The 20124-nt window shown below is 64.2% G+C and carries 17 protein-coding genes; 7 read left to right on the top strand and 10 right to left on the bottom strand.

Annotation, left to right across the window (positions count from 1 at the left end):
- Positions 1 to 941: iron-containing alcohol dehydrogenase (locus tag BLU74_RS09855; RefSeq protein ID WP_089767099.1), on the bottom strand; the 941-nt coding region annotated here is incomplete at its 3' end.
- A 196-nt stretch (positions 942 to 1137) separates the two neighbouring features.
- Between BLU74_RS09855 and BLU74_RS09850 the strand changes: the two genes are divergently transcribed.
- The 3 genes from BLU74_RS09850 to BLU74_RS09840 all read left to right on the top strand — a co-directional run bounded on the left by BLU74_RS09850 (position 1138) and on the right by BLU74_RS09840 (position 4626).
- Positions 1138 to 2652: an aldehyde dehydrogenase family protein gene (locus tag BLU74_RS09850; protein WP_089767098.1), complete on the top strand. Its 1515-nt coding sequence runs from the start codon at positions 1138 to 1140 to the stop codon at positions 2650 to 2652.
- A 153-nt stretch (positions 2653 to 2805) separates the two neighbouring features.
- On the top strand, positions 2806 to 3828 hold the full coding sequence (locus BLU74_RS09845; RefSeq protein ID WP_089767097.1) for a metallophosphoesterase family protein: 1023 nt from the start codon (positions 2806 to 2808) through the stop codon (positions 3826 to 3828).
- Positions 3829 to 3876: 48 nt separating this feature from the next.
- Positions 3877 to 4626 carry a hypothetical protein gene (locus BLU74_RS09840; RefSeq protein WP_089767096.1) on the top strand — a complete coding sequence of 250 codons (750 nt, stop codon included), beginning with the start codon at positions 3877 to 3879 and terminating at the stop codon, positions 4624 to 4626.
- 86 nt (positions 4627 to 4712) lie between these two features.
- Here the strand turns inward: BLU74_RS09840 and BLU74_RS09835 are convergent, their stop codons facing one another.
- Positions 4713 to 6299 carry an APC family permease gene (locus BLU74_RS09835; RefSeq protein WP_089767095.1) on the bottom strand — a complete coding sequence of 529 codons (1587 nt, stop codon included), beginning with the start codon at positions 6297 to 6299 and terminating at the stop codon, positions 4713 to 4715.
- 176 nt (positions 6300 to 6475) lie between these two features.
- Between BLU74_RS09835 and BLU74_RS09830 the strand changes: the two genes are divergently transcribed.
- From BLU74_RS09830 to BLU74_RS09815, 4 genes are all read left to right on the top strand, one after another.
- Positions 6476 to 7669 (top strand): ABC transporter ATP-binding protein, encoded by a 1194-nt coding sequence (locus BLU74_RS09830; RefSeq protein ID WP_089767094.1) that lies wholly within the window; start codon positions 6476 to 6478, stop codon positions 7667 to 7669.
- Between the two features lie 49 nt (positions 7670 to 7718).
- Positions 7719 to 9149: an ABC transporter substrate-binding protein gene (locus BLU74_RS09825; protein ID WP_089767093.1), complete on the top strand. Its 1431-nt coding sequence runs from the start codon at positions 7719 to 7721 to the stop codon at positions 9147 to 9149.
- A 93-nt stretch (positions 9150 to 9242) separates the two neighbouring features.
- Entirely contained in the window at positions 9243 to 10136 is an 894-nt protein-coding gene (locus tag BLU74_RS09820; RefSeq protein WP_089767092.1) for a carbohydrate ABC transporter permease, read from the top strand.
- A 1-nt stretch (position 10137) separates the two neighbouring features.
- Entirely contained in the window at positions 10138 to 11055 is a 918-nt protein-coding gene (locus BLU74_RS09815; RefSeq protein ID WP_089767091.1) for a carbohydrate ABC transporter permease, read from the top strand.
- 57 nt (positions 11056 to 11112) lie between these two features.
- Here BLU74_RS09815 and BLU74_RS09810 read toward each other — a convergent pair whose 3' ends face one another.
- The 8 genes from BLU74_RS09810 to glpK all read right to left on the bottom strand — a co-directional run bounded on the left by BLU74_RS09810 (position 11113) and on the right by glpK (position 19797).
- Complete coding sequence (locus BLU74_RS09810; RefSeq protein ID WP_089767090.1) at positions 11113 to 11937, bottom strand: glycerophosphodiester phosphodiesterase; 825 nt, start codon at positions 11935 to 11937, stop codon at positions 11113 to 11115.
- 115 nt (positions 11938 to 12052) lie between these two features.
- Entirely contained in the window at positions 12053 to 13084 is a 1032-nt protein-coding gene (locus BLU74_RS09805; protein ID WP_089767089.1) for a sodium:calcium antiporter, read from the bottom strand.
- A gap of 54 nt (positions 13085 to 13138) precedes the next feature.
- A complete protein-coding gene (locus BLU74_RS09800) occupies positions 13139 to 14056 on the bottom strand; it encodes a class I SAM-dependent methyltransferase (RefSeq protein ID WP_089767088.1) in 918 nt (305 codons plus the stop codon).
- A 9-nt stretch (positions 14057 to 14065) separates the two neighbouring features.
- A complete protein-coding gene (locus BLU74_RS09795; RefSeq protein WP_089767087.1) occupies positions 14066 to 14506 on the bottom strand; it encodes a 6-pyruvoyl trahydropterin synthase family protein in 441 nt (146 codons plus the stop codon).
- Between the two features lie 73 nt (positions 14507 to 14579).
- A complete protein-coding gene (locus BLU74_RS09790) occupies positions 14580 to 15599 on the bottom strand; it encodes a zinc-dependent alcohol dehydrogenase (RefSeq protein WP_089767117.1) in 1020 nt (339 codons plus the stop codon).
- Between the two features lie 178 nt (positions 15600 to 15777).
- Positions 15778 to 16980, bottom strand: coding sequence for a Cdc6/Cdc18 family protein (locus tag BLU74_RS09785; protein WP_089767086.1), 1203 nt, complete (start codon positions 16978 to 16980; stop codon positions 15778 to 15780).
- Positions 16981 to 17175: 195 nt separating this feature from the next.
- On the bottom strand, positions 17176 to 18261 hold the full coding sequence (locus BLU74_RS09780) for a DUF7973 family transport facilitator (RefSeq protein WP_089767085.1): 1086 nt from the start codon (positions 18259 to 18261) through the stop codon (positions 17176 to 17178).
- A 3-nt stretch (positions 18262 to 18264) separates the two neighbouring features.
- Positions 18265 to 19797: a glycerol kinase GlpK gene (glpK, locus tag BLU74_RS09775; protein WP_089767084.1), complete on the bottom strand. Its 1533-nt coding sequence runs from the start codon at positions 19795 to 19797 to the stop codon at positions 18265 to 18267.
- Positions 19798 to 20124 lie beyond the last annotated feature (327 nt).

Genomic DNA, 20124 nt, shown 5'->3' with positions numbered 1-20124 from the left:
GCGGGGTATTCTTCGAGGTTGTACCGCATCACCGGCGGCGTGAACACGGCGATCGCCTCGCCGTGCGGAATCTCCGGATACATTCCCCCGGTCACCTCCGCCAGCGAGTGGATCGCTCCGAATCCGGCGAAGTTCTCACAGAAGCCCGCCATATGCGACCCGAACAGGAGCTGTTCGCGGGCCTCCATCGCGCCCGTTTCGTAGGCGTCTGGGAGGTGCTCCGGGACGAGCCCCATCACGTGCCGCGTGTAGGGCTTGACCAGTTCGGGCGCGCCCGCCGCGACGTGGTTTTCCAGGGCGTGTGAGAACGCGTCGAATCCCGTGGCGGCGGTCTGTCGCGGCGGGAGCGACGCCGTCAGTTCCGGATCGACGAGCGATACGTCGGCACCGAGATACGGGCCGTCCGGGTACAGGGGCGGTTGGCCGATCGCCATCTTGAACTCACGGTCCGGAGCGGTGATCACCGCCCAGTAGTCCACCTCGCTCCCGGTCCCGGCCGTCGTCGGAATCGTGATCAGCGGATGGGTGTGGTTCTCGATACTGCCGGCTGTCACGTCTTCAGGCGTGTTCACCTCGTACTCCGGAAGGGGCCCGTCGTTCGTCTTCAGCAGCGTCGCGCACTTCGCCGTGTCGATGACGCTGCCCCCGCCGACCGCGACGACGACGTCGAAGCCGCCGTCGGTGAGCGTCTCTAGGGCGTCGGTGACCATCTCCGTCGTCGGATTGGGCTCGACCTCGTCGTAGACCGCGTACTCGATCCCTGCGGCTTCGAGCGAGGCCTCAACGCCATCAAGAATACCGGCCGCTCTGATTCCCTGATCGGTGACGAGCAGCGCGCTCTCCCACCCCTTCGCGTCGATTACCTCGCCCGCTCGCTCGCTCGTTCCGTTCCCGAACTCGACCCAGATCGGGAACGAGAGGGTGTACTCGCCGAGAGTCATCGTCCCGACTCCCCGGGGCGTGCGTCCGCTCTGTCCGTCCGACTCCGCGGCTGGTCGTGGCTGTTGCGTCTCATCCGTACGCAAGTCGACTAACGTTATATATAAAATTGTACCTTTAAGCAATATTATCTTGTTCGCGTCGGCCGGAGTCGAGGGTCGTGAGAAGCTTTTTGTTTTTTTGCGGGGGAATACCACTATGAGCGGGTCCCAGTCAGACGGCAGTCCGATCGTACAGAGACACCTCTCGAAACAGCAGGAGGCGACGGCCGACACCGAGTTCGGCGCGTGGATCGGCGGCGAACTGCGCACGGGCGGCCCGAAGCGGGGAGTCCAAGACCCTGTGATCGACCGCCCCATCGTCGACGTGCCGCAGAGCGACGCCGCGGACGTCGACGCGGCAGTCGAGGCAGCGTGGAGCGGGTACGACTGCGAGTGGGAGACCGCGAGCGCACGCGATCGCTCCGCTCGCCTGTTCGAGTGGGCCGAGGTCCTGAAAGATCACACCGAGGAACTCGCCCTACTGGAGTGTCTGGACTGCGGCAAGCCGATCTCACAGGCGCGTGGTGAGGTCGAGGGCGCGATCGACACCCTGGAGTTCTACGCGTCGGTCTGCCGAGGGCAGCGCGGCAGCGAGATCCCCGGCGGCGAGGACCTCCACCTCTATACGACCCGGGAACCGTACGGCGTCGTGGGACAGATCGTCCCCTGGAACTACCCGCTGTGGGCGGCCGCGTGGAAACTCGGCCCCGCGCTCGCCGCCGGCAACGCCTGCGTGTTGAAGCCCGCCAGCGACACGCCGCTGTCGACGATCCGCGCGGCACAGCTCTCGGCGGGAATCTTCCCCGACGGCGTGCTCAACGTCGTCCCGGGTTCGGGCAGCGAGGTCGGGCAGGCGATCGCCGAACACGACGACGTCCGGAAGGTCTCGTTCACCGGCAGCACCGACGTCGGCAGCGGCGTGATGCGCGCGGCGGCCGACCGAGTCGCGCCGGTAACGCTCGAACTCGGCGGCAAGTCCCCGTTCGTCGTCTTCCCCGACGCCGACCTGGAAAAGGTGGTCGACGCGGTCGCCGACGGCATCTTCTACAGCACCGGCGAGATCTGCGACGCCTTCTCACGGGCGATCGTCCACGAATCGGTCGCCGAAGAGTTCACCGACCGATTTGTCGAGCAGGCCGAGTCGTACGTGCTCGGGGATCCGCTCTCCGAGGAGACGACGATGGGCCCACTGACCTCCGAGCGCCAGTTCGAGACCGTGATGGAGTACATCGAGACCGGGAAAGCGGAAGCCGAACTGCTCACCGGCGGCGGACCGCCGGACGGCCCGGCGCTGTCAGAGGGCTGGTACGTCGAGCCAACCGTGTTCGGCGGCGTGAGTAACGAGATGACGATCGGGAGCGAGGAGATCTTCGGGCCGGTCCAGACCATCCAGACGTTCGAGGACTACGACGAGGCGATCGAATTAGCCAACGACACGCGGTACGGGCTCGCTGCAGGCATCGGGACCGAGCGGACGTCGCGAGTGCACCAGACCGCAGACGACCTGGACGCCGGCCTGGTGTACGTCAACGAATACGGACCGATCCTCCCCGAGGCTCCCTACGGCGGCTTCAAGCAGTCGGGCTTCGGGAAGGATCTGGGCCTCGAGGCCCTCGAACACTACCAGCGCACAAAGAGCGTGTACGTGAATCTCGACGACCCCGAACTGTGAGACCCCCAGCGGGCTGACTTCTCGCAGACTCGATTCACTGATCGGACCGACGCACGGCGACCGTCCCGACGATCTAACACAGCCGAAGTCGCTGGTCGTGCACCGTCACCGAGCAAAGATTTTTGTATTATAATCAAGAGATTACAACTCATTATGGGAGTCCTCACCTCGTTGAAAGAGAAGCTCAATCAGGAGTCGAGGTCCGGCGAGACGGCAGGGATGGAGAAGGATCCCGACGTGACGCGCCTGTTCTACGCCACGGACGTCCACGGATCGAGCGCCTGTTGGCGAAAGTTCGTCAACAGCGCAGACTTCTACGACGCCGACGTCTTGGTCCTCGGCGGCGACACCACCGGGAAGGCCATCTTCCCGATCGTCGACGAGGGAGACAGGTACACGTACTCGCGTCAGGGCGACGAGCATACGATCGATAGCGACGACGAACTCGACGAGTTCATCGATTCGCTGAAAAATACGGGCTACTACCCGTACGTGATGGACGAATCGGAGTACGAGCACCTCCAGAGCGCCGACGACGCCGAGGAACGCCAGAACGAGATTTTCCTCTCGAAGATGAAAGAGCGGATTCACGAGTGGATCGACTTCGCCGACGAGCGCCTCGACGATACCCCAGTGTACGCCTGTCCGGGTAACGACGACCCCTTCGAGATAGACGAGGTGTGGCAGGAATCTGAACAAATTGACCTCGTCGAAGGCGAAGTCGTCGATATCGGGGAGGGCTACGAGATGGCCAGTACGGGCTGGACGCACCCGACGCCCTGGGACACCGACCGCGAGGAACCGGAAGAGCAACTCCGCGACCGTCTCGAACGGGTGGTTTCGGGGATCGATGACTACGACCGCGCGATCTTCAATTTCCACGAACCGCCGTACGATTCGCAACTCGACGAGGCACCCGAACTCGACGAGGAACTCAGACCAAAGTTCGGCGCGCAGTCGACCGAACCAGTCGGTAGCGAGGCCGTCAGGAACGTGATCGAGGAGTACCAGCCACCGCTATCGCTGCACGGTCACATCCACGAGTCACGTGGGCACACCAAAATCGGCGACACCGACGCGATCAATCCCGGGAGCGTCTACTCCGAGGGTTCGCTCCAGGGCGCTATCGTCGACCTCCAGCCGAAGGTCGACGTGGTTGGTCTGGTCAGGGGATAGAACTAAATAGCATCCCGAGGTGCTATCACGTAACAAGGTGATTCCCTCGTGAGTCAGACCGAACCACTGTCGGACCCGATTGAGGAGGGCGAGCGAGTCATCGAAACCGCAGACGATCGCGGGCTTACCGTGCGGCTCATCGGGGGCACAGCGATCAACCGTCACTCGGAGAGCGCCCGCGAAGAGCCATTCAAACGCGGGTATCGGGACGTCGACTTCGTCATCACACGCGAGGAGGAGGCGGAGGTCGAAGAGATGATGAAAGACCTGGGTTACGAGGCCAAAGAGCGGTTCAACACGATGCGCCGCTTTCGACTGGAGTTCTTCGATCCGGTCAACGAGCGCAAGGCCGATTACATCATCGATCGATTCGACTTCTGTCACGCCTGGGGGTTGCGGGATCGGATCGATATCGACTATCCGACAGTCCCCATCGAGGACCTACTGCTTTCGAAACTCCAGATCGTCGAGGTCAGCGACCGCGACGTACGCGACATCCTCGCGATGCTCACAGACCACCCCGTCGAGTCGAGCGACGACACGGAGCGAATCGATCCGGAGTACATCGCCGACCTCTGCGGGAACGACTGGGGACTGTGGCGCACCGTGACCTACAGTCTCGACCGTGTGGAGGAGTACGTCGAAAACGAGGAACTCCCGATCGACGAAAGACAGATCCACGACCGGATCGGCGCGCTCCGAACCGCGATTAACGGCCGCTCGAAGTCGCTTCGGTGGAAGCTCCGGTCGATCGTCGGCGAACACAAACAGTGGTACAGGCGGCCTGAACTCGGCTGATTCTGCGTCTCAACTGCTACGTGCTTCGATCGAGGAATCTCCGTCCCGGTCGGTTTCACAGCGACAAAAAAAAGAGAGATCGTCAGTCAGTCCTGCGGGATCTCCGAGTGGAGGTTGTCGAGGTCGACACCCTCCTGAGCGCGGTAGTATTTCATTCCGACGTAGAGGACCGCCGCAAGCAAGTAGAGCGCCCCGAGGAACGCGATCGACGTGGTGTTATTGAGTCCATAGACGCTCTCAGTCGCCCAGAGGTAGAACACCGATAGCAGGATCACGACGTACACCCCCGCGACAATCGAGACGAGCGGCACGCCGGCGATTTCGTACTTCGAGACCGGATTCTTCGAGAACAACTCGGGGCGGCGCCACGGGAACAGCATACACGCAACCGTCGTCCCGAGGTACGTGACGGCGATTGCGAAGGTCGCCGCCAGCGTCAGCGTCTGGAAGCCGGGCGCGAAGAAGTAGAGCACCGTCAGGATGGTCGCGGGAATCACCATCAGCAGGATGGCGTAGATCGGCGTGTTGTAGCGGCCTTTCACCTCCGCAAAGATCTCCGGGATCGTCCGATCGAACGCCGTCGCGAAGATCACACGCGTCGACGAGAGGAACACCGTGCCGGACCACGCGAAGAACCATCCGCCCATCAGGATCGCCATCAGTTTCGCCAGGACGCCGTTACCCATCGCGATAGCGGCGATCGTCGTCGGCGAGGAGAGCCACTGCTGGGCGCCCGCGCCGACGAAGTAGTTGTAGTTCAGCGCCTGGTAGAACGTGTATCCGACCGCAGAGTCGAACAGCGGCCAGAGGAGCATCGCGAGTACGCCCGCCGCGATGAGCGCTCCCTCGAAGACGCCGAACATCTTCTTGAACTCGCCGGCCTCGCGGACCTCACCGAACAGGGTCGAACCCCAGACGGTCCACATTATCCAGAACAGGAGCATCGGGAAGAGTTTGTAACTCGCGCCCCAGTTGAAGCTCACCAGTGGCGCGAAACTCACGGAGGTCCCTTCGATGATCCCGTTGTACGTGAGATCCATCCCCCACGTGCTCATCTGACTGTTGAACGTCGACTGGAACGCCGAGGGACTCGTCGTGAGGAGCCCGCCGATGAAGATGAGCAGGCCGGCCACGCCCACGTAGAAGAGCGTTTGCTGGATCCGGGCGTACCACTTCATCCCGAGGCTGACGTAGATGAACGCGAACGCGACCACGATCATCGACGAGGTGAACAACCCGAGGCTGGAGTTCCAGAAGTTCGCCAGCTCGACGAATCCGAACAGTGCCGAGACCGGGCCGAGCACGAGCCACGAGAGGATCGACCCGTAAATCGGCACCCACAACCAGAGGATGAATACCCAACCGGGCCACGAGAGCAGGAAGCCCCAGAATCCGGAGAGCAATCGGCTCTGCCAGACGTAGTCGCCGCCGACACGCGGCATCGACGCGACGAGGGTCGCATACACGACGTTCTGTAGCGTAATTGCGACAATCGAGATGATCGTCGCCAAAATCGGGCTTCCTTGCGGAATGAACGCGTTGAACGTCCATATGTAGAAGCCCAAGGTGACGATGTTCACTGACAGGAATGCGTAGATTCCTGCATCGAACGAGGACCAATCTCTGACTAGTCCCGTCGCTTCACGGACGAATAGGGTATCGTCTCCTGACATAGCAAGCACCCGTGATAACGATGCTCACATTTTTACTTAATTTTTCTGGTCAGATCACCCAGTACCTGGTGAAATAAACGGGAAGACGACCGTCTGCGGGGATTCGATGGTCGACAGAGCCCGGTTGGGCTGATATACCCCAAAGGTTATATTTGGCAACACGCCACACCAGGCGTATGGATACGGCTTCGCAGACGCCGCTCTCATTGCGGGAGGTAACGAAGCAGTACGGATCGCTCACCGCGGTCGACGCCATCGATCTCGAGATCGAGGCCGGCGAGTTCGTGGTCATCGTCGGCCCGAGCGGGTGCGGGAAGAGCACGACCCTGCGGATGATCGCGGGGCTCGAAGACATCACCGACGGCGAACTCTACTTCGGGGATGAACTGATGAACGATATCGAACCGAAAGATCGGAACGTCGCGATGGTGTTCCAGAACTATGCGCTGTACCCGCATATGAGTGCGCGCCGGAATATGGTGTTCGGAATCAACGCGGGTGATGACTCCTACAGCGACGGCGAGATCGATGAACGGGTGCAGGACGCCGCCGAGACGCTCGGGATCACCGACCTGCTCGATCGGATGCCGAGCCAACTCTCCGGCGGCGAGCGGCAGCGGGTCGCCCTCGGTCGAGCGTTGATCCGGGACCCCGACGTCCTCTTACTCGACGAGCCGCTGGCGAACCTGGACGCGAAGCTCCGGACCGAGATGCGGACTGAACTGGACCAACTCCACCAGCAGTTCGGCGCGACCACGGTGTACGTCACGCACAACCAGACCGAGGCGATGACGCTCGGCGACCGCGTGGTGGTGCTGCAGGACGGCGAGATCCAGCAGGTCGACTCGCCGCAGACGCTCTATGATTTCCCGCAGAACCGGTTCGTCGCCGAATTCATCGGCTCGCCCACGATCAATCTCCTCCCGGTGTCGGTGGGGGCTGACGGCGACGACCGCTACATCGAACGCCGCGACGGCCAGGGAGGGTTCCGGATCGAACTCGACGCCGCCGACGAGACGATCCCCGACGAACGGACGGAGGCGGTCTTCGGTGTCCGACCCGAGGACCTCCACCTCGAACGCACCGCGACCTACGAGCACGCGTCGGCGCTCTCGATGACGGTAGACACGACAGAGCCGCTGGGCAACTCGATGCTGGTGTACGGGACGATAGCCGGCCAAGCGGCCAAAGTACAGCTGGATGCACACACGTCGGTGTCGGTCGGAGAGACGCTCTCACTCGTGTGTGACCCGGACCGGATCCACCTCTTCGACGCCGAGACCGAGGAGGTGTTCTATCACTCCGCCAGCGCGCCAGAGGGCCGCGCGGCGGCGTCGCCGACGGAGCCCGTGTCCACGTCACATAACTAAGGGGTGTAGTAACAGTGATTTTAAGTAGCGGGATTTGTTCACACGACATATGTCGGACGAGCACACACCGACTGGACAGGCGTCACGCCGAAAATTCCTCCGTGCGGGCGGACTCACTGTGGCCGCCACACTCGCGGGCTGCAGCGGAAACAGCGGCTCCGAAGGCGACGGCGGCGGCTCGACCGCGACGGAGTCAGGCGGCGACGACACGGCGACTGGTACCACGACAGGCGAAGTCGACAGCGGAGGCACGACGATCACCTTCTGGCCGGCGTGGGGCGGCTACTACGAGGATACGTTCTCGACGATGATCTCGAACTTCGAGGACGAGCATCCGGACATCACCGTCGACTGGTCGGCTCAGGGTTCCTACGCGGAATCGCGGAGTGCCGTGTTCACGGCGGCGAAGGCGGGGAACGCCCCCGACATCGCTCACCTCGGCAAGAACGCGACCATCCTCGCTCGCGACACCGGATTCTTCACGCCGATCGGGGACCTGATGCCCGACCTGGACCGCTCGCAGTACCTCGGTGCGGGGCGGGCCTGGTCAACCGTCGAGGGCACCACCTGGTCGCTGCCGTTCAACAACTCACAGATCCTGCTGTACTACAACAAGAACCACTTCAGGGAGGCCGGCCTCGACCCCGAACAGCCGCCGACAACCTTCGAGGAGGTGCGGCAGTACTCCCAGCAGATCGTCGACGAGGGGGTCGCCGACAGCGGCATAAGCTGGCCGAACGTGAACTGGTGGCCGATGAGCTGGATGGCCGAGCAGGGCCAGGTGTACTTCAACGAGCGAAACGGGATGGAGGGCGAGCCGACGGAGACCTACTTCGACAGCGAGGCGGCCCGGACCCTCTACGACTGGTGGATGAACGACCTCGGTGACCTGTATCACTACCCCGGCAAGAACGACTGGGGCGCCTCCGAGAAGGCGTTCAGCCAGGGGCAGGCCTCGATGCATATGAACTCCTCCGGCGGACTGGCTTACCTCCTCGGCGGCTTCCGGGAGCAGGGCATCGAGATCGGCGTCGGTCGCCTGCCGACCCCCAACGAGGAACACAACGGCCACGCCGCGGGCGGCGCCCAGGTCTGGGTGACGAAGAAGGACAGTCGTACCGACGCTGAGCGGGATGCGATCCGGAAGTTCCTTCGGAATATGACCGGTGCCGAACAGCAGGCGCTCTATTCCAAGTCGACGGGGTACTTCCCGGCGCACAGCGGCTCCGTGGACGTCCTCGAAGAACAGGGCTTCTTCGAGGAGAACCCGCTCTATCGGACGTCGTTCGACCAGCTCGAAGCCTGGACGCCGGGCCCCGCGACCGGTGGGGTGTTCTCGGGAACGCTCCCGCGGACCGCCACGGCCGTCGTCGACGAGACAGACAATATGTGGCAGGGGAAGAGCGTCGACGACGCGCTATCCGACCTCGATTCGACGGCCGAAGAGCAGCTGCAGTTCTACGAACGACGGGACCTCTAATGTCGCCGGGGTCGAGGACGGACGTCGCGCGCCCCGCGACCGAGGATACCGGTGCAGCCGGAACGGGTGTCGTCGGAGCGAGGTGACCGCGCTATGGAAGCCTACCAGAAGAAGTGGCAGGCGGTCGGTCTCCTGGTACCGACGATCGTCGCCGTCGGTGCCTTCTTTTACTGGCCGCTGGTGCGCGCGCTCCAGTTGAGCCGACAGAAGACGATCGGGTTCGGCGCCCGAAGCACCGAATACGGGTGGCAGCACTTCACGACGCTCGCGACCAACCCCGACTTCCAGTATTCGGTCGGTGCGAGCTTCGCTTACGCGGGCATCGTCGTGAGCATCTCGATGGTGCTCGGACTGCTCGTGAGCCTCCTCATCTACCGGATGGAGACGTACCAGTCGTTCTACCTTGTCGCAGCGATCTTCACCTACGCGCTGTCGTTCGCGGTGACGGCGACGCTCTGGAAGACGCTGTTCAACCCCTCGGTGGGGATCTTCACCGAGACGCTCCGCGGCGTGCTCGGCCTCGTGGGTATCAGCCTCAACCTCGATTACACCACCAACCCGCTGTGGGCGTGGGTATTCGTCGCCTCCGGCGGCGTCTGGAAGCTCATCGGCTACAATATCATCTTCATGGTGGCCGCGCTCGGCAACATCCCCGAGACCATCAACGAGACGATGCGCTTGGACGGCCTCGGATGGGTCAAGAAGCTCCTGTTCGTCTACGTGCCGATGATCTCGCCGACGCTGGCGTTCCTCACGATCGTCAACACGGCAAATTCCTTCTTCCTGACGTATCCGATCATCGAGGTGTTGCAGGGAGGCCCAAGCAACACGGTGAATATCCTGATCTACGACATCTACGCCACCTTCTCCGACGGTCTGATCGGCCGCGCGTCGGCGAAGTCGATCGTGCTGTTCGTGATCGTCGGCGGGCTGACCGGAATCCAGTTGTGGATCTCGGACAAGTTCGCCCACTACGGAGGTGCCTGAGATGGCGAGCGAACGCCAGTCGTCGCTGCCGGGACTCACGCAGTTCGAACAACGCTTCGGGAGTCAGCTCCGACTGCACCTGACGCTCGTCGTCGCGCTGTTCGTGCTCAGCCTCCCGATCATCTTCGCACTGCTAATGAGCACGCAGCCGGCGTTCCGGATCGTCCAGACGTCGCTCGTCGGTGTCGGTGCCGACGGGCTCAGTAACTACGTCGAAGCGCTGACCGTCCACAACTTCGATACGTACCTCATCAACTCGTTCGTTATGGCGCTGGCGATCGGGATCGGGAAGGTCGGCATCTCGCTGCTCGCCGCGATGGCGCTCGTCTACTACAGCCTGCCGTTCAAGCGGCTCATCCTGCTGTTGATCCTCTTCACCCTCGCACTGCCGGTTCCGGTCCGGATCGTACCGATGTACGAACTGATGGTCGCGGGCAACGACTGGCAGTTGGTCTTCGACACCTCGTTCTACCGGCTCGCCTTCGATCCCAAGTTCGTCAATACGCGCCCGGGGCTGATCCTCCCGTATATGGCGAGCGCGACGTCGATCCTACTGCTCAGACAGCACTTCAAGTCCATCTCGGACTCGCTCGTCGAACAGGCGAAACTCGACGGGGTCGGGCCGATCAGGTTCCTCCTCTCGGTCGTGGTCCCGATGTCGAAGAGCATGATCGCCGGCCTGTTCGCCATCGCGTTCATCTGGGGGTGGAATCAGTACCTCTGGCCGCTCCTCATCATCAACGACCAACGGACAAAGGGCGTCATCCAGCCGGGTCTCGCACAGCTCTCACCGCAGGCCGGCAAGCCCCTGTGGGGCGTGATTATGGCCGGTGCCGTGATGACGCTCGTGGTCCCGCTGGTGCTGATGATCATCCTCCGGAACCCGATGCTGAAAACGATCAGTATGCAACAGAAATAAGAATCTACCACTTATCACACATATTTTTCGGCGGCTTCGTCCGGGGCCGACCATCACTCACTCGGTCCGATAGAGGTCGGGGTAATCGGCGAAAAATCCGTCACACCCCGCTTCGACGGCGGCCCGCGCCTCCCACCACGTCTGCACGGTCCAGGCGAGGACGTCGGCGTCGATCGTCTCCGCCCAGGCGACCGGACCGCCGGGAGGACCGAACGCGCTCGCGTCGTGCGCCTCGGCGTCGAAGCGTGCTGTGCCGACCAGCATCGACAACGGGACGTGGAGCGCGTCGGGGTCGTACCGGTGAGCGAGTTCGAGGCCGGTCTCGACGTCCCGCCAGAACGGGACGGCGAGTCCTCCCTCGATGTCCGAGTCCGCCAGGGCGCTCAGTCCGCCCTCACAGAAGCACGAGTACTGGACTGGGTTGTCAGCGCCGGACGCGACGTCAACGACGTCGGCGACGAACGAGCGCCACCGTTCGCGGTTCGGAATGCGATCCGGCGACGCGAACGCCTCGTCCGGGTGGATGTCGGCCGTACCGGGGTTCTTCAGTTCGATCGAGAGCACAACGTCCGGCGGAACCGCGTCCACGATCGACGAGAGCAGCGGCACGGTCGCGTCGCTCCCGCGCACCCGCGCTTCGGTCACAGCGTCGGTCGATCGTTCCCAGACAAAGCCGGTCTCATCGGTGATCCCGCGGCTGTCCGGTCCGCTGTCGAGTCGCGGGTCGTGAAACACGACCACGTCGCCGTCGGCTGTCGGCATCACGTCTATCTCGATGGCGTCGGCGCCGAGTCGGACTGCTCCCTCCGCCGCGGCGACGGTGTTCTCGGGGAACTGTCCCGCAAAGCCGCGGTGCGCGCGGACTGTCGGCTCCCGACTCATACGTCCTCCCGACGAGGGTGGTGGTGGCGGCCGGTCGATCGTCGCATATGAGCGAGTCTATGCCGGAGAAGTATTTATTTTTCGAGTATTGTGTTCGTATGGTATTCTGTGGCCCTCATCGGATCAGTTGCGTCACGCCGAGCGTCTCGGCGACGACCCACGCGACGAACAGCAGATAGCTTAGCGCGAGCAGGGCGGCCTCGCCGTCGGTGAGCGAGAGGTCAGTCCGGAGCACGCCGAAGAGAAGCACCGTCGCGAGCGTCAGAACCCCCAGCATCGGCACGGCGGTCGCGAAGTCGATCGGAATGGTCCCGACGATGAGGACGCCGATCGGGATCGCGACGAGGAGATCGAACGTGTTCGATCCCAGGACGTTCGCGACGCTGGTGACGCTGTTGCCGTCGCGGGCCGAGCGGACGCTCACCAGCAGATCCGGGAGACTCGTCGCGGCGGCGAGAACCGTGACGCCCGCGAGGAAGTCGGGGACGCCGAAGGTGTGCGAGAGCGATTCCACGCTTCCGACCATCTGCTCGACCGCGAGCAGAATGACGAGGAGTCCCCCCGCGAGCATAAGCCAGCGCCGGACCACCGGAACGCCGTCGTCGATCCGCTCGCCGTCGTGGTCGCTGACGTCCTGCCACTGGATGAAGATGTAGAGCCCGTAGAGGGCGAGCGGGAGTAACGCGAGCGGCCGGGTGAGTTGGCCGACGAGCGGCGGCCCGCCGGAAACCGGGACGTAGATCACCGCCAGCGCGAAGGTGATGACGATGACCGAGACCGCGATCATATAGAACTGCGCTTCTTTGTAGACAAGCGTGCGATTGGTCTCCAGCGGCTGATCCGACACGAGTCCCGAGAGCGCCGGGATGACGAGGATGTTGAAGATGGCCGAGCCGACGATCGCCCCGACCCCCATATCGAAGACGCCCGCCAGCGCGGCGAAGACGACGCTCGAGAGCTCCGGAAAACTGGATCCGATGGCGACGACGATCGAGCCCTGCACCACCGCCGGGAGGCCGTAGTACGCCGAGAGCCGTTCAGCAGACCTCTCGAGCCAGCCGCTCCCGAGCCAGATGAACGCGGTCGCGACGATGATGAGAAGCACGTCGACGAGGGGAGAGTGTTCGAGGAGGCCTAAGAGCGGCATACCGCTCTGTTCTTTCCCGGAACGACAGAAGAACGTACCGGTCAGCGGAGTCGGTCACGGCTGCTCCGGAGAGCGATAGAGCAGGTCGTACTGGTGAGCGACGTACGTCAGCGTCCCCGCGGCCAACTGCGCACGCCGCGTCGCGAGCCACTCTTCGAAGTTGGGCACATCGACCGGTGCTGCCGGAACCGCGTCGGCGACGAACGCGAGAATCCGCGAGACGAAGTACCGCTCGTCGGCCGGATACCCTCCGCTGTGTGGCCGGACGATCCAGTCCGACCCGTCGACCGCGAGGAGGTCGCCGTCGCGGCGGCCGAGCAGATCCACCAGGTGTCGTCCCGCGCGGGTGTCGCGCCCCGGCCGGGCGTCGATGGCGGCGTGGTACGCCCGTTCGACCGCGTCGTCGGCAGGGTGATCGGGCTGGAAGATCGTCCCCCCGTCGAACGTGATCGGAACGTAGGCGAGCCCACCCGGTCGGAGCGCCGACTCGACGGCTGACACCAGGCGCGGGAGAGAGACGAGGTCGGCGAACGCCTGTGCGACGACGAGGTCGTAGTCGGTCGTCGACGGCGACTCGAGCGTCGCGAGCGCGTCACCGGTCTCGAAGCGGACCGAGAGGTCAGCGACGGTGAAATCGGGCCCGTCGTTGCCATCGCGAGCCGCGTGCGGTGCCGACGTATCGTCAGCGGCCGGAGCGCTGTCGACGGCGTATCCCGCGCGCCGGAGTTCTCGGGGGCGGACCGCCCGGGCGAACGCGGTGATCCGCTGGTCCGTATCGACGCCCCGATACCGACCTGCGTCGACGCCCCACGAGCAGAGCCGCGGGACGGTGACACCCGTACCGCAACCGGCCTCGAAGACCCGCGGGTCGGACGGGAGTTCCGCGAGGAGCCGATCACGGACCGACCGCGACAGTGCCCGGTCGTCTACCGACCGTTTCGATTCGAGATACCGAGGGCGGGCGTGCGTCATCCGGCGGGGTCAGTCCGAGAGGGTGCGGGAGTGACTCGCCCACGACACGTCGTCTTCCCACATCCGGACCGTCAGCCCCGTCGGCGTCGGGTCCGCTAGCGCGTCGGCGACGCGGTCACCGAACAGGCGCGCGAAGTGTTCGACGCTGGGGTTCAGATCCGCGAACTCCGGGAGATCGTTCAAGAGCGCGTCGCGGTAGCGGGCTTCCAGGTCGTCGAGGATCGAGTCGACGGCGTCGATGTCGACCAGGTAGCCGTATTCGCCGAGTTCCGGCCCCGAGAATCGGACTGCGACGGTGAAGTGGTGGCTGTGAACGTCGCCCTCCGGGCCCGGGTCGGGGACCGTGAGGAAGTGCTGGGCGACGAAGTCGCGCTGGACGGCCAGGTGGTACGTGTCCCCGTGGGCGTGGGGAGTGGGCGAGACGGCGTCGGACGACGGTTCGTGGGTCATAGTCGATAGATCGTAACGGAGTCTCGATGGCTGTTCGAACGGATCTGTTCGACGGGTGACGACGGCATCGGTACTACTCGGCGTCGGCGTACGTCAAGAGCACCTGAAGGACCCCGTCCTCGCGGTCGTCGAGCAGCCGGTAGGCCTCCGATGCGTCCGAGAAGGGGACGTGGTGCGTGATGAGCGATGCGAGGTCGAGTTCGCGGAGGCGATCGAGCGCAGTTTCCGCACGCCGAGCTTTCGTCCACCGACCACGCGTCTCCGGAGCGAGCGTGCTCACCTGACTCGATTCGAACGAGATGCGGTCGCGGTGGAAGTCTGTCCCGAGATCGAGCATCGCGGGCTTTGCACCGTACCACGAGCCGACGACGACTCGACTGTCGTAGCCCGCGGCCCCGACGGCATCGTCGAGTGCCGCTGGCTGCCCCGAGAGTTCGTACACCAGATCCACGCCGTCGCGGTCGGCGTCCGGACGGTCGAGGACCGCGTCGAGTTCCGCCGGCGGGATGGCGACGTCCGCGCCCAACTCGCGAGCGTGGTCGCGGCGCTCGGGGATGGGTTCGACCACGACGAGCCGATCCAGCGGGAACGCCGAGAGGATCCCGATCGTGCACAGGCCGACCACGCCCGCCCCGAATACGACGACGTCCTCGCCGACCCGGGGGCGACCGTCGAGCACCAGCGACGTGGCGGTCTCGACGGACGGAAACAGCGCCATCTCCTCGGGCGCGACCGTCTCGGGTACCGGGATCACCAGCTCTTTCGGGACCGCGAAGCGGGTCTCGTGTGGATTGAACGCGAAGACCGTCCGGTCGAGCCAGTCGTCGTCGACTGCGTCGCCGACGGCCACGACGTCGCCGACGGCCGCGTAGCCGTACCGGAGCGGGAACGAGAGATCGCCGTCGAGCGTGTCGAGTGTCTCATCGGCCGCGAGGTCAGTCGGGGCCTCACCGCGGTAGATGAGCAGTTCCGTTCCGGCGCTGATGCCCGAGACGCGCGTCTCGACGCACACCTCGTCCGCGGCCGGTTCGACGTCGGTCCCTCTGATCGCCGTCTCGTAGGGGTCGGTGAAGTACAGCGACTGTCGGTTCATCGATGGGATGTGGACTGTCGAGGTGGCCCGGGAACGGCCGTCGGCGTCCTCGGACCGGCGGGGAGTCCGTGACGGCGGACGGTACCGGGCGCTGACGTACGTGTCACGGAGCCACGCCATAATTATACTGTCGGCCGTCGGCCCCGTGACTGCGGCGGGGGATCGGCGGAGGCGGCGCTCAGAGTTCGGCGGGGACGACGGTCGATTCCTGTCGAAGGTCGTACAGGCGGCGGAACAGCGTGGCGGGGAACCGGAGTTCGACGCGGCTCGGCGGTCGTCCCTTGCCGCTGTGCCCCTCCGCCTGGACCCGGTCGACGATGCCGATTTCGGCCATCTCATAGAGGAAGCGCTTGACCGTCCCGCGCGAGAGGTCGAGTCCGGGACTGCCGCTGATGGCGTCGGTCGTCGCGGCGACGGACGCCCGGTCTTCCGCCGAGAGGTCCACCAGTTCTCGGAGCACGAGTTGTTTGTTCTCCGGGAGCGCCTGTACCCGCGCCATCGACACCGAAGGTCGAGGGATCTCGTCGATCGCCGCAGTGACGTCGGTGTCGAGGAGTCGGGTCCGTCGGTCCCGGTTCGCCCGATCGGCGGCGATGAAGAGCGCCGCCAGCGCGTCGTGTGCGTTGCCCTCGGCCCACTCGGCGATCTCGCGGGCGAGTTCGTGATCCAGCGCCTGCTGGGTGAGCCCCGCCGAAGCGCGGGTCATCAACACGTCGACAAGCATCTGCCGCTGGTAGCTGTCGATCTCGATCGACGTGGCAGTGTAAGTGGTCAGGTCAGTCTCTGCGGGGGGCGTGCGGCTGATCGCGAGCCAACTCACGTTGCTCGGCAGTCCCGACAGCCGATCTACGAGCGTCGCCGTCCCGATGCTCTCGGGTTCGTCGACGTGGTCGATCGCGAGGACGACCCCAGCGTACCACTGGTTGAGGGCCTCGTGCAGTCGCTGGCGGAGTTCGTCGGTGCTGATCCCGTGCTGCGGGACCGTCTCCTCGATGCAGGCGTCGAGAATCCGGTGGTAGAAGGCGAACTCGCTGACCGTCTCGCGCATATCCAGGTAGACGAACTCGGGGATCGTCGGCGAGGCCGCCCGAGTGCTCGTGTGGATGACAGAGCCGGTCTGCGTCGAGAGCCGGTTCAGATGGGTGAAGAGCGCCGTGACGATGGCCGATTTACCGGAGCCGAACGCCCCGTGGACGTACGCGTTCGGCGGCAGCGTCCCGTCGAAGACGGGATCGAGGTGATCAAGGAGCCGCTCGAAGATGGGACCGCGGTCCGATGGCTCTTCGATGTGAGCCGCCGGCGAGAGCGACTCGTAGCTCTGGATGAGCCGCTGTCCCTCGTCGTGCCCTTGTCGTCGTTTGATCCGCGCGTCGAGATCCATATCTTTAGTGTCGCGTCGGTCGTCGAGGTCGGCGAACGATCGTCGGGGAGACCGACCAGTTCGCCGTCGGTCGGTCCGACGCCGTCACCGACCGATCCTCCCGCATTGATTATTGGCGATAGCAACTACAGGATAAAAAGAGACTGGGTACCCGACCGCGACGCAGCGACGTGCGATCGGACCCCAGGTGAGGGGTTAGAGCCCCAGGTAGCCGGCGTTGGGCAGCAGATTGAGCAGGTAGAGGATGCCCACGAAGAGCATCGCGATCGCGATGGCCATCGCCGGCGGGTCGACGTGGGTCCCCGAGTGGGAGTACATAATCCGCTGGGTGAACTCCCCGAGGATCGCACTGATCGCGCCGAAGATCCCCGCGGCGAGGAGCGCCACGAACTGGCTGCCCGTCGCCGGGAGGAAGAGGACCGCGCCGACGGCACCGATGAGCGTCATGTGGTGCGTCACCGGAATCTTCTCCACCCCGAGTTGGAGGAAGAGCAGACTCATCGCGGAGATGGCGTACCCGAGGAAGATACTCTGCGTCTGGAGCCAGATGTAGCCCGCGAGCACGCCGGCGACCAGCCCGATGGCGGTGACGCCCGACCACTTGTACTGGTGCGGGAGCCACGGTTCGGTCGCGAGGCGATCGGCGTGTTCGGCTGCGACCTCGCCGCCGTCGGTCGCTGCGCGCTTCTCCTCGCGCTCGAACGGCGACATATCGAGGAGACTCGATCCGGCCGCCTTGCCGACGAGGGGGTAGCCGAAGGCGACACGGGCGATCACGGCCGTGAGGACGACCGAGAGCGCGATACCGTCAGTGGGGAGGCCGATCGCACCGGAGAACCGGGCGATGAGCATCCCCAGCGCACCGAAGACTGCGCCGACTGCGAGGATGTCGGGCTTGGTGCCGAACGCGTACAGGATGTTCTTCCCGAAGTGGTAGTCCCAGCCGTCTGGCGACATCTCGGGATACTTTTTGCCCGCGTACGCGGACGCGGCGACGCCGCCGGCGAACGCGATGTGCGGACCGGTGATCGCACCGAAGCCAATGACGCCGGTCACGCCGGCGGCGAGTTCACCCTGCGGGACGGCCTCGATGGTGCCGATCTCCCGCTGGAGGATCGCGAGTCCCTCGCCGAGGAACACGACGAAGCCCGTGAAGATGAACGCGGGGAGGGCACCCAGCGCCGCGCCGAACGCGCCGCCGGCGAGCGCCGTCACGAGCAGTACGAGGAACGGTTCGACTTCCATCCCGAGGAGCGGAATCTGGAGGAGTGCGTCGACCATCGATTATTCCTCCTGAGCCCAATCGAGCGAGCGATCGACCGCTTCGCCCCACTTGCTGTACAGTTGGTCCGCTTCGTCACTCTCCATCTCCGGCTCGAACTCGCGGTCGACCTGCCAGTTCGAGCGGAGTTGATCGATGTTGTCCCAGTAGCCCACCGCGAGTCCGGCCGCGTACGCGGACCCCAGGGCCGTCGTCTCGTCGACTTGCGGGCGGGCGATATCCGTCTGGATGATGTCGGACTGGAGTTGACAGAGGAAGTTGTTTTTGACCGCGCCGCCGTCGACGCGGAGCGTCGTGGTGTCGACGCCGGAGTCGGCCTCCATCGCTTCTGCGATGTCGCGCGTCTGGTAGGCGATCGACTCGAGGGTGGCACGGACGAGGTGCTCTTTGCCCGTGCCGCGTGTCATTCCCACGATGGTTCCGCGGGCGCGGCCGTCCCAGTGCGGCGCGCCGAGTCCAGTGAACGCCGGGACCATATAGACGCCGTCAGTGGAATCGACCGACCGAGCCAGTTCGGCCGTCTGGGCGGCGTTGTTGATCAGGTCGACGTCTTCGAGCCACTCGATCGCCGCGCCGGTGACGAAGATCGACCCCTCCAGCGCGTACTGGACGGGTTCGCCGGACATCTGGAAGCCGATCGTCGTGAGGAGTCCGTGGTCGGATTCGACGGCCTCGTTGCCGGTGTTCATCAGGTAGAACGAGCCCGTGCCGTAGGTGTTCTTCGCGTCGCCCGCATCGAAACACGTCTGACCGAACAGCGCGGCCTGCTGGTCGCCGAGCGCGCCAGCGACGGGAATCTCCTCGCCGAGGAAGCCGTCGGCGTCGGTGTGGCCGTAGTACTCCGTGTCCGAGGAGGGACGGACCTCGGGGAGCATGTTCTCGGGGACGTTGAACTCCTCGAGCAGTTCGTCGTCCCACTCGAGGTCGTGGATGTTGTACAGCATCGTCCGCGAGGCGTTCGTGACGTCCGTGATGTGGTTGCCCGTCAAGTTGTAGATGAGCCAGGCGTCGATGGTACCCACCAGCAGTTCACCGTCGGCGGCACGGGTGCGGAGGCTGTCCGTGCGGGCGTGATCGAGCTTCAGGGGCTCGGCGTTGTCGAGGATCCACTCGGTCTTCGTCGCCGAGAAGTACGCATCGGCTTCGAGGCCGGTCTTTCCGCGGATCCAATCAACTTTGTCCTCGTCTTCGAGTTCCTCGACGCGGTCGGTCGTTCGGCGGTCCTGCCAGACGAGAGCGTTGTGGACGGGCTTGCCGCTCTCTTTGTCCCAGACGATCGTCGTCTCCCGCTGGTTCGTGATCCCGAGCGCCTCCAGCTGCGAGGCGTCGATGCCCGCGTGCTTGAGGCCGTTCTGGACGACTTCCTGTGTGTTCTCCCAGATCTCGACGGGGTCGTGCTCGACCCAGCCGGGGTTCGGGTAGATCTGTTCGTGCTTCTCGTAGTCGTTGGCGACGACCTGGCCACTGTGGTCGAATACCATGAACCGCGTGCCAGTGGTCCCCTGGTCGATTGCGCCGACGTAGGTGTTTGCCATTGGTTCAGTCTCCATCCGGCGACATCTTGACTACCGTTGCCGCCTTGCTAATGAACAATATACCAAGACCTAATAAATGTTATCCAGAGCTCGGGGTACTCAGTAAAGATAATTGAGAAGCGTGTAGAATGGCACTGAGGTACCTATTCTCGTATCGCGTGCGCGGGCTGTGTCGGACGAATTCGGAGCTGGTTCGGAGACAGCAGTATGTTGCCGTCGACCAGTCACAGGGCTCTGACCAGCGATTCTGTGGCTTATCCGGCCCCGTTCTCCGGGCTACGCGTCGATGTTGTGATCCCACCTGTTCGATCGTAATGTTTACTCCGG

Source organism: Halobellus clavatus (assembly GCF_900107195.1).
In the GTDB taxonomy this organism is placed as follows: Archaea; Halobacteriota; Halobacteria; order Halobacteriales; family Haloferacaceae; genus Haloquadratum; species Haloquadratum clavatum.
Note: the sequence above shows the minus strand (reverse complement) of the source record. Positions and strands in the feature narration are given on the sequence as shown.

Coding starts and splice junctions, on each gene's coding strand:
- BLU74_RS09850 (WP_089767098.1), top strand. CDS start 1,138: ATGAGCGGGTCCCAGTCAGACGGCAGTCCGATCGTACAGAGACACCTC.
- BLU74_RS09845 (WP_089767097.1), top strand. CDS start 2,806: ATGGGAGTCCTCACCTCGTTGAAAGAGAAGCTCAATCAGGAGTCGAGG.
- BLU74_RS09835 (WP_089767095.1), bottom strand. CDS start 6,299: ATGTCAGGAGACGATACCCTATTCGTCCGTGAAGCGACGGGACTAGTC.
- BLU74_RS09830 (WP_089767094.1), top strand. CDS start 6,476: ATGGATACGGCTTCGCAGACGCCGCTCTCATTGCGGGAGGTAACGAAG.
- BLU74_RS09825 (WP_089767093.1), top strand. CDS start 7,719: ATGTCGGACGAGCACACACCGACTGGACAGGCGTCACGCCGAAAATTC.
- BLU74_RS09820 (WP_089767092.1), top strand. CDS start 9,243: ATGGAAGCCTACCAGAAGAAGTGGCAGGCGGTCGGTCTCCTGGTACCG.
- BLU74_RS09815 (WP_089767091.1), top strand. CDS start 10,138: ATGGCGAGCGAACGCCAGTCGTCGCTGCCGGGACTCACGCAGTTCGAA.
- BLU74_RS09810 (WP_089767090.1), bottom strand. CDS start 11,937: ATGAGTCGGGAGCCGACAGTCCGCGCGCACCGCGGCTTTGCGGGACAG.
- BLU74_RS09805 (WP_089767089.1), bottom strand. CDS start 13,084: ATGCCGCTCTTAGGCCTCCTCGAACACTCTCCCCTCGTCGACGTGCTT.
- BLU74_RS09800 (WP_089767088.1), bottom strand. CDS start 14,056: ATGACGCACGCCCGCCCTCGGTATCTCGAATCGAAACGGTCGGTAGAC.
- BLU74_RS09795 (WP_089767087.1), bottom strand. CDS start 14,506: ATGACCCACGAACCGTCGTCCGACGCCGTCTCGCCCACTCCCCACGCC.
- BLU74_RS09790 (WP_089767117.1), bottom strand. CDS start 15,599: ATGAACCGACAGTCGCTGTACTTCACCGACCCCTACGAGACGGCGATC.
- BLU74_RS09785 (WP_089767086.1), bottom strand. CDS start 16,980: ATGGATCTCGACGCGCGGATCAAACGACGACAAGGGCACGACGAGGGA.
- BLU74_RS09780 (WP_089767085.1), bottom strand. CDS start 18,261: ATGGTCGACGCACTCCTCCAGATTCCGCTCCTCGGGATGGAAGTCGAA.
- glpK (WP_089767084.1), bottom strand. CDS start 19,797: ATGGCAAACACCTACGTCGGCGCAATCGACCAGGGGACCACTGGCACG.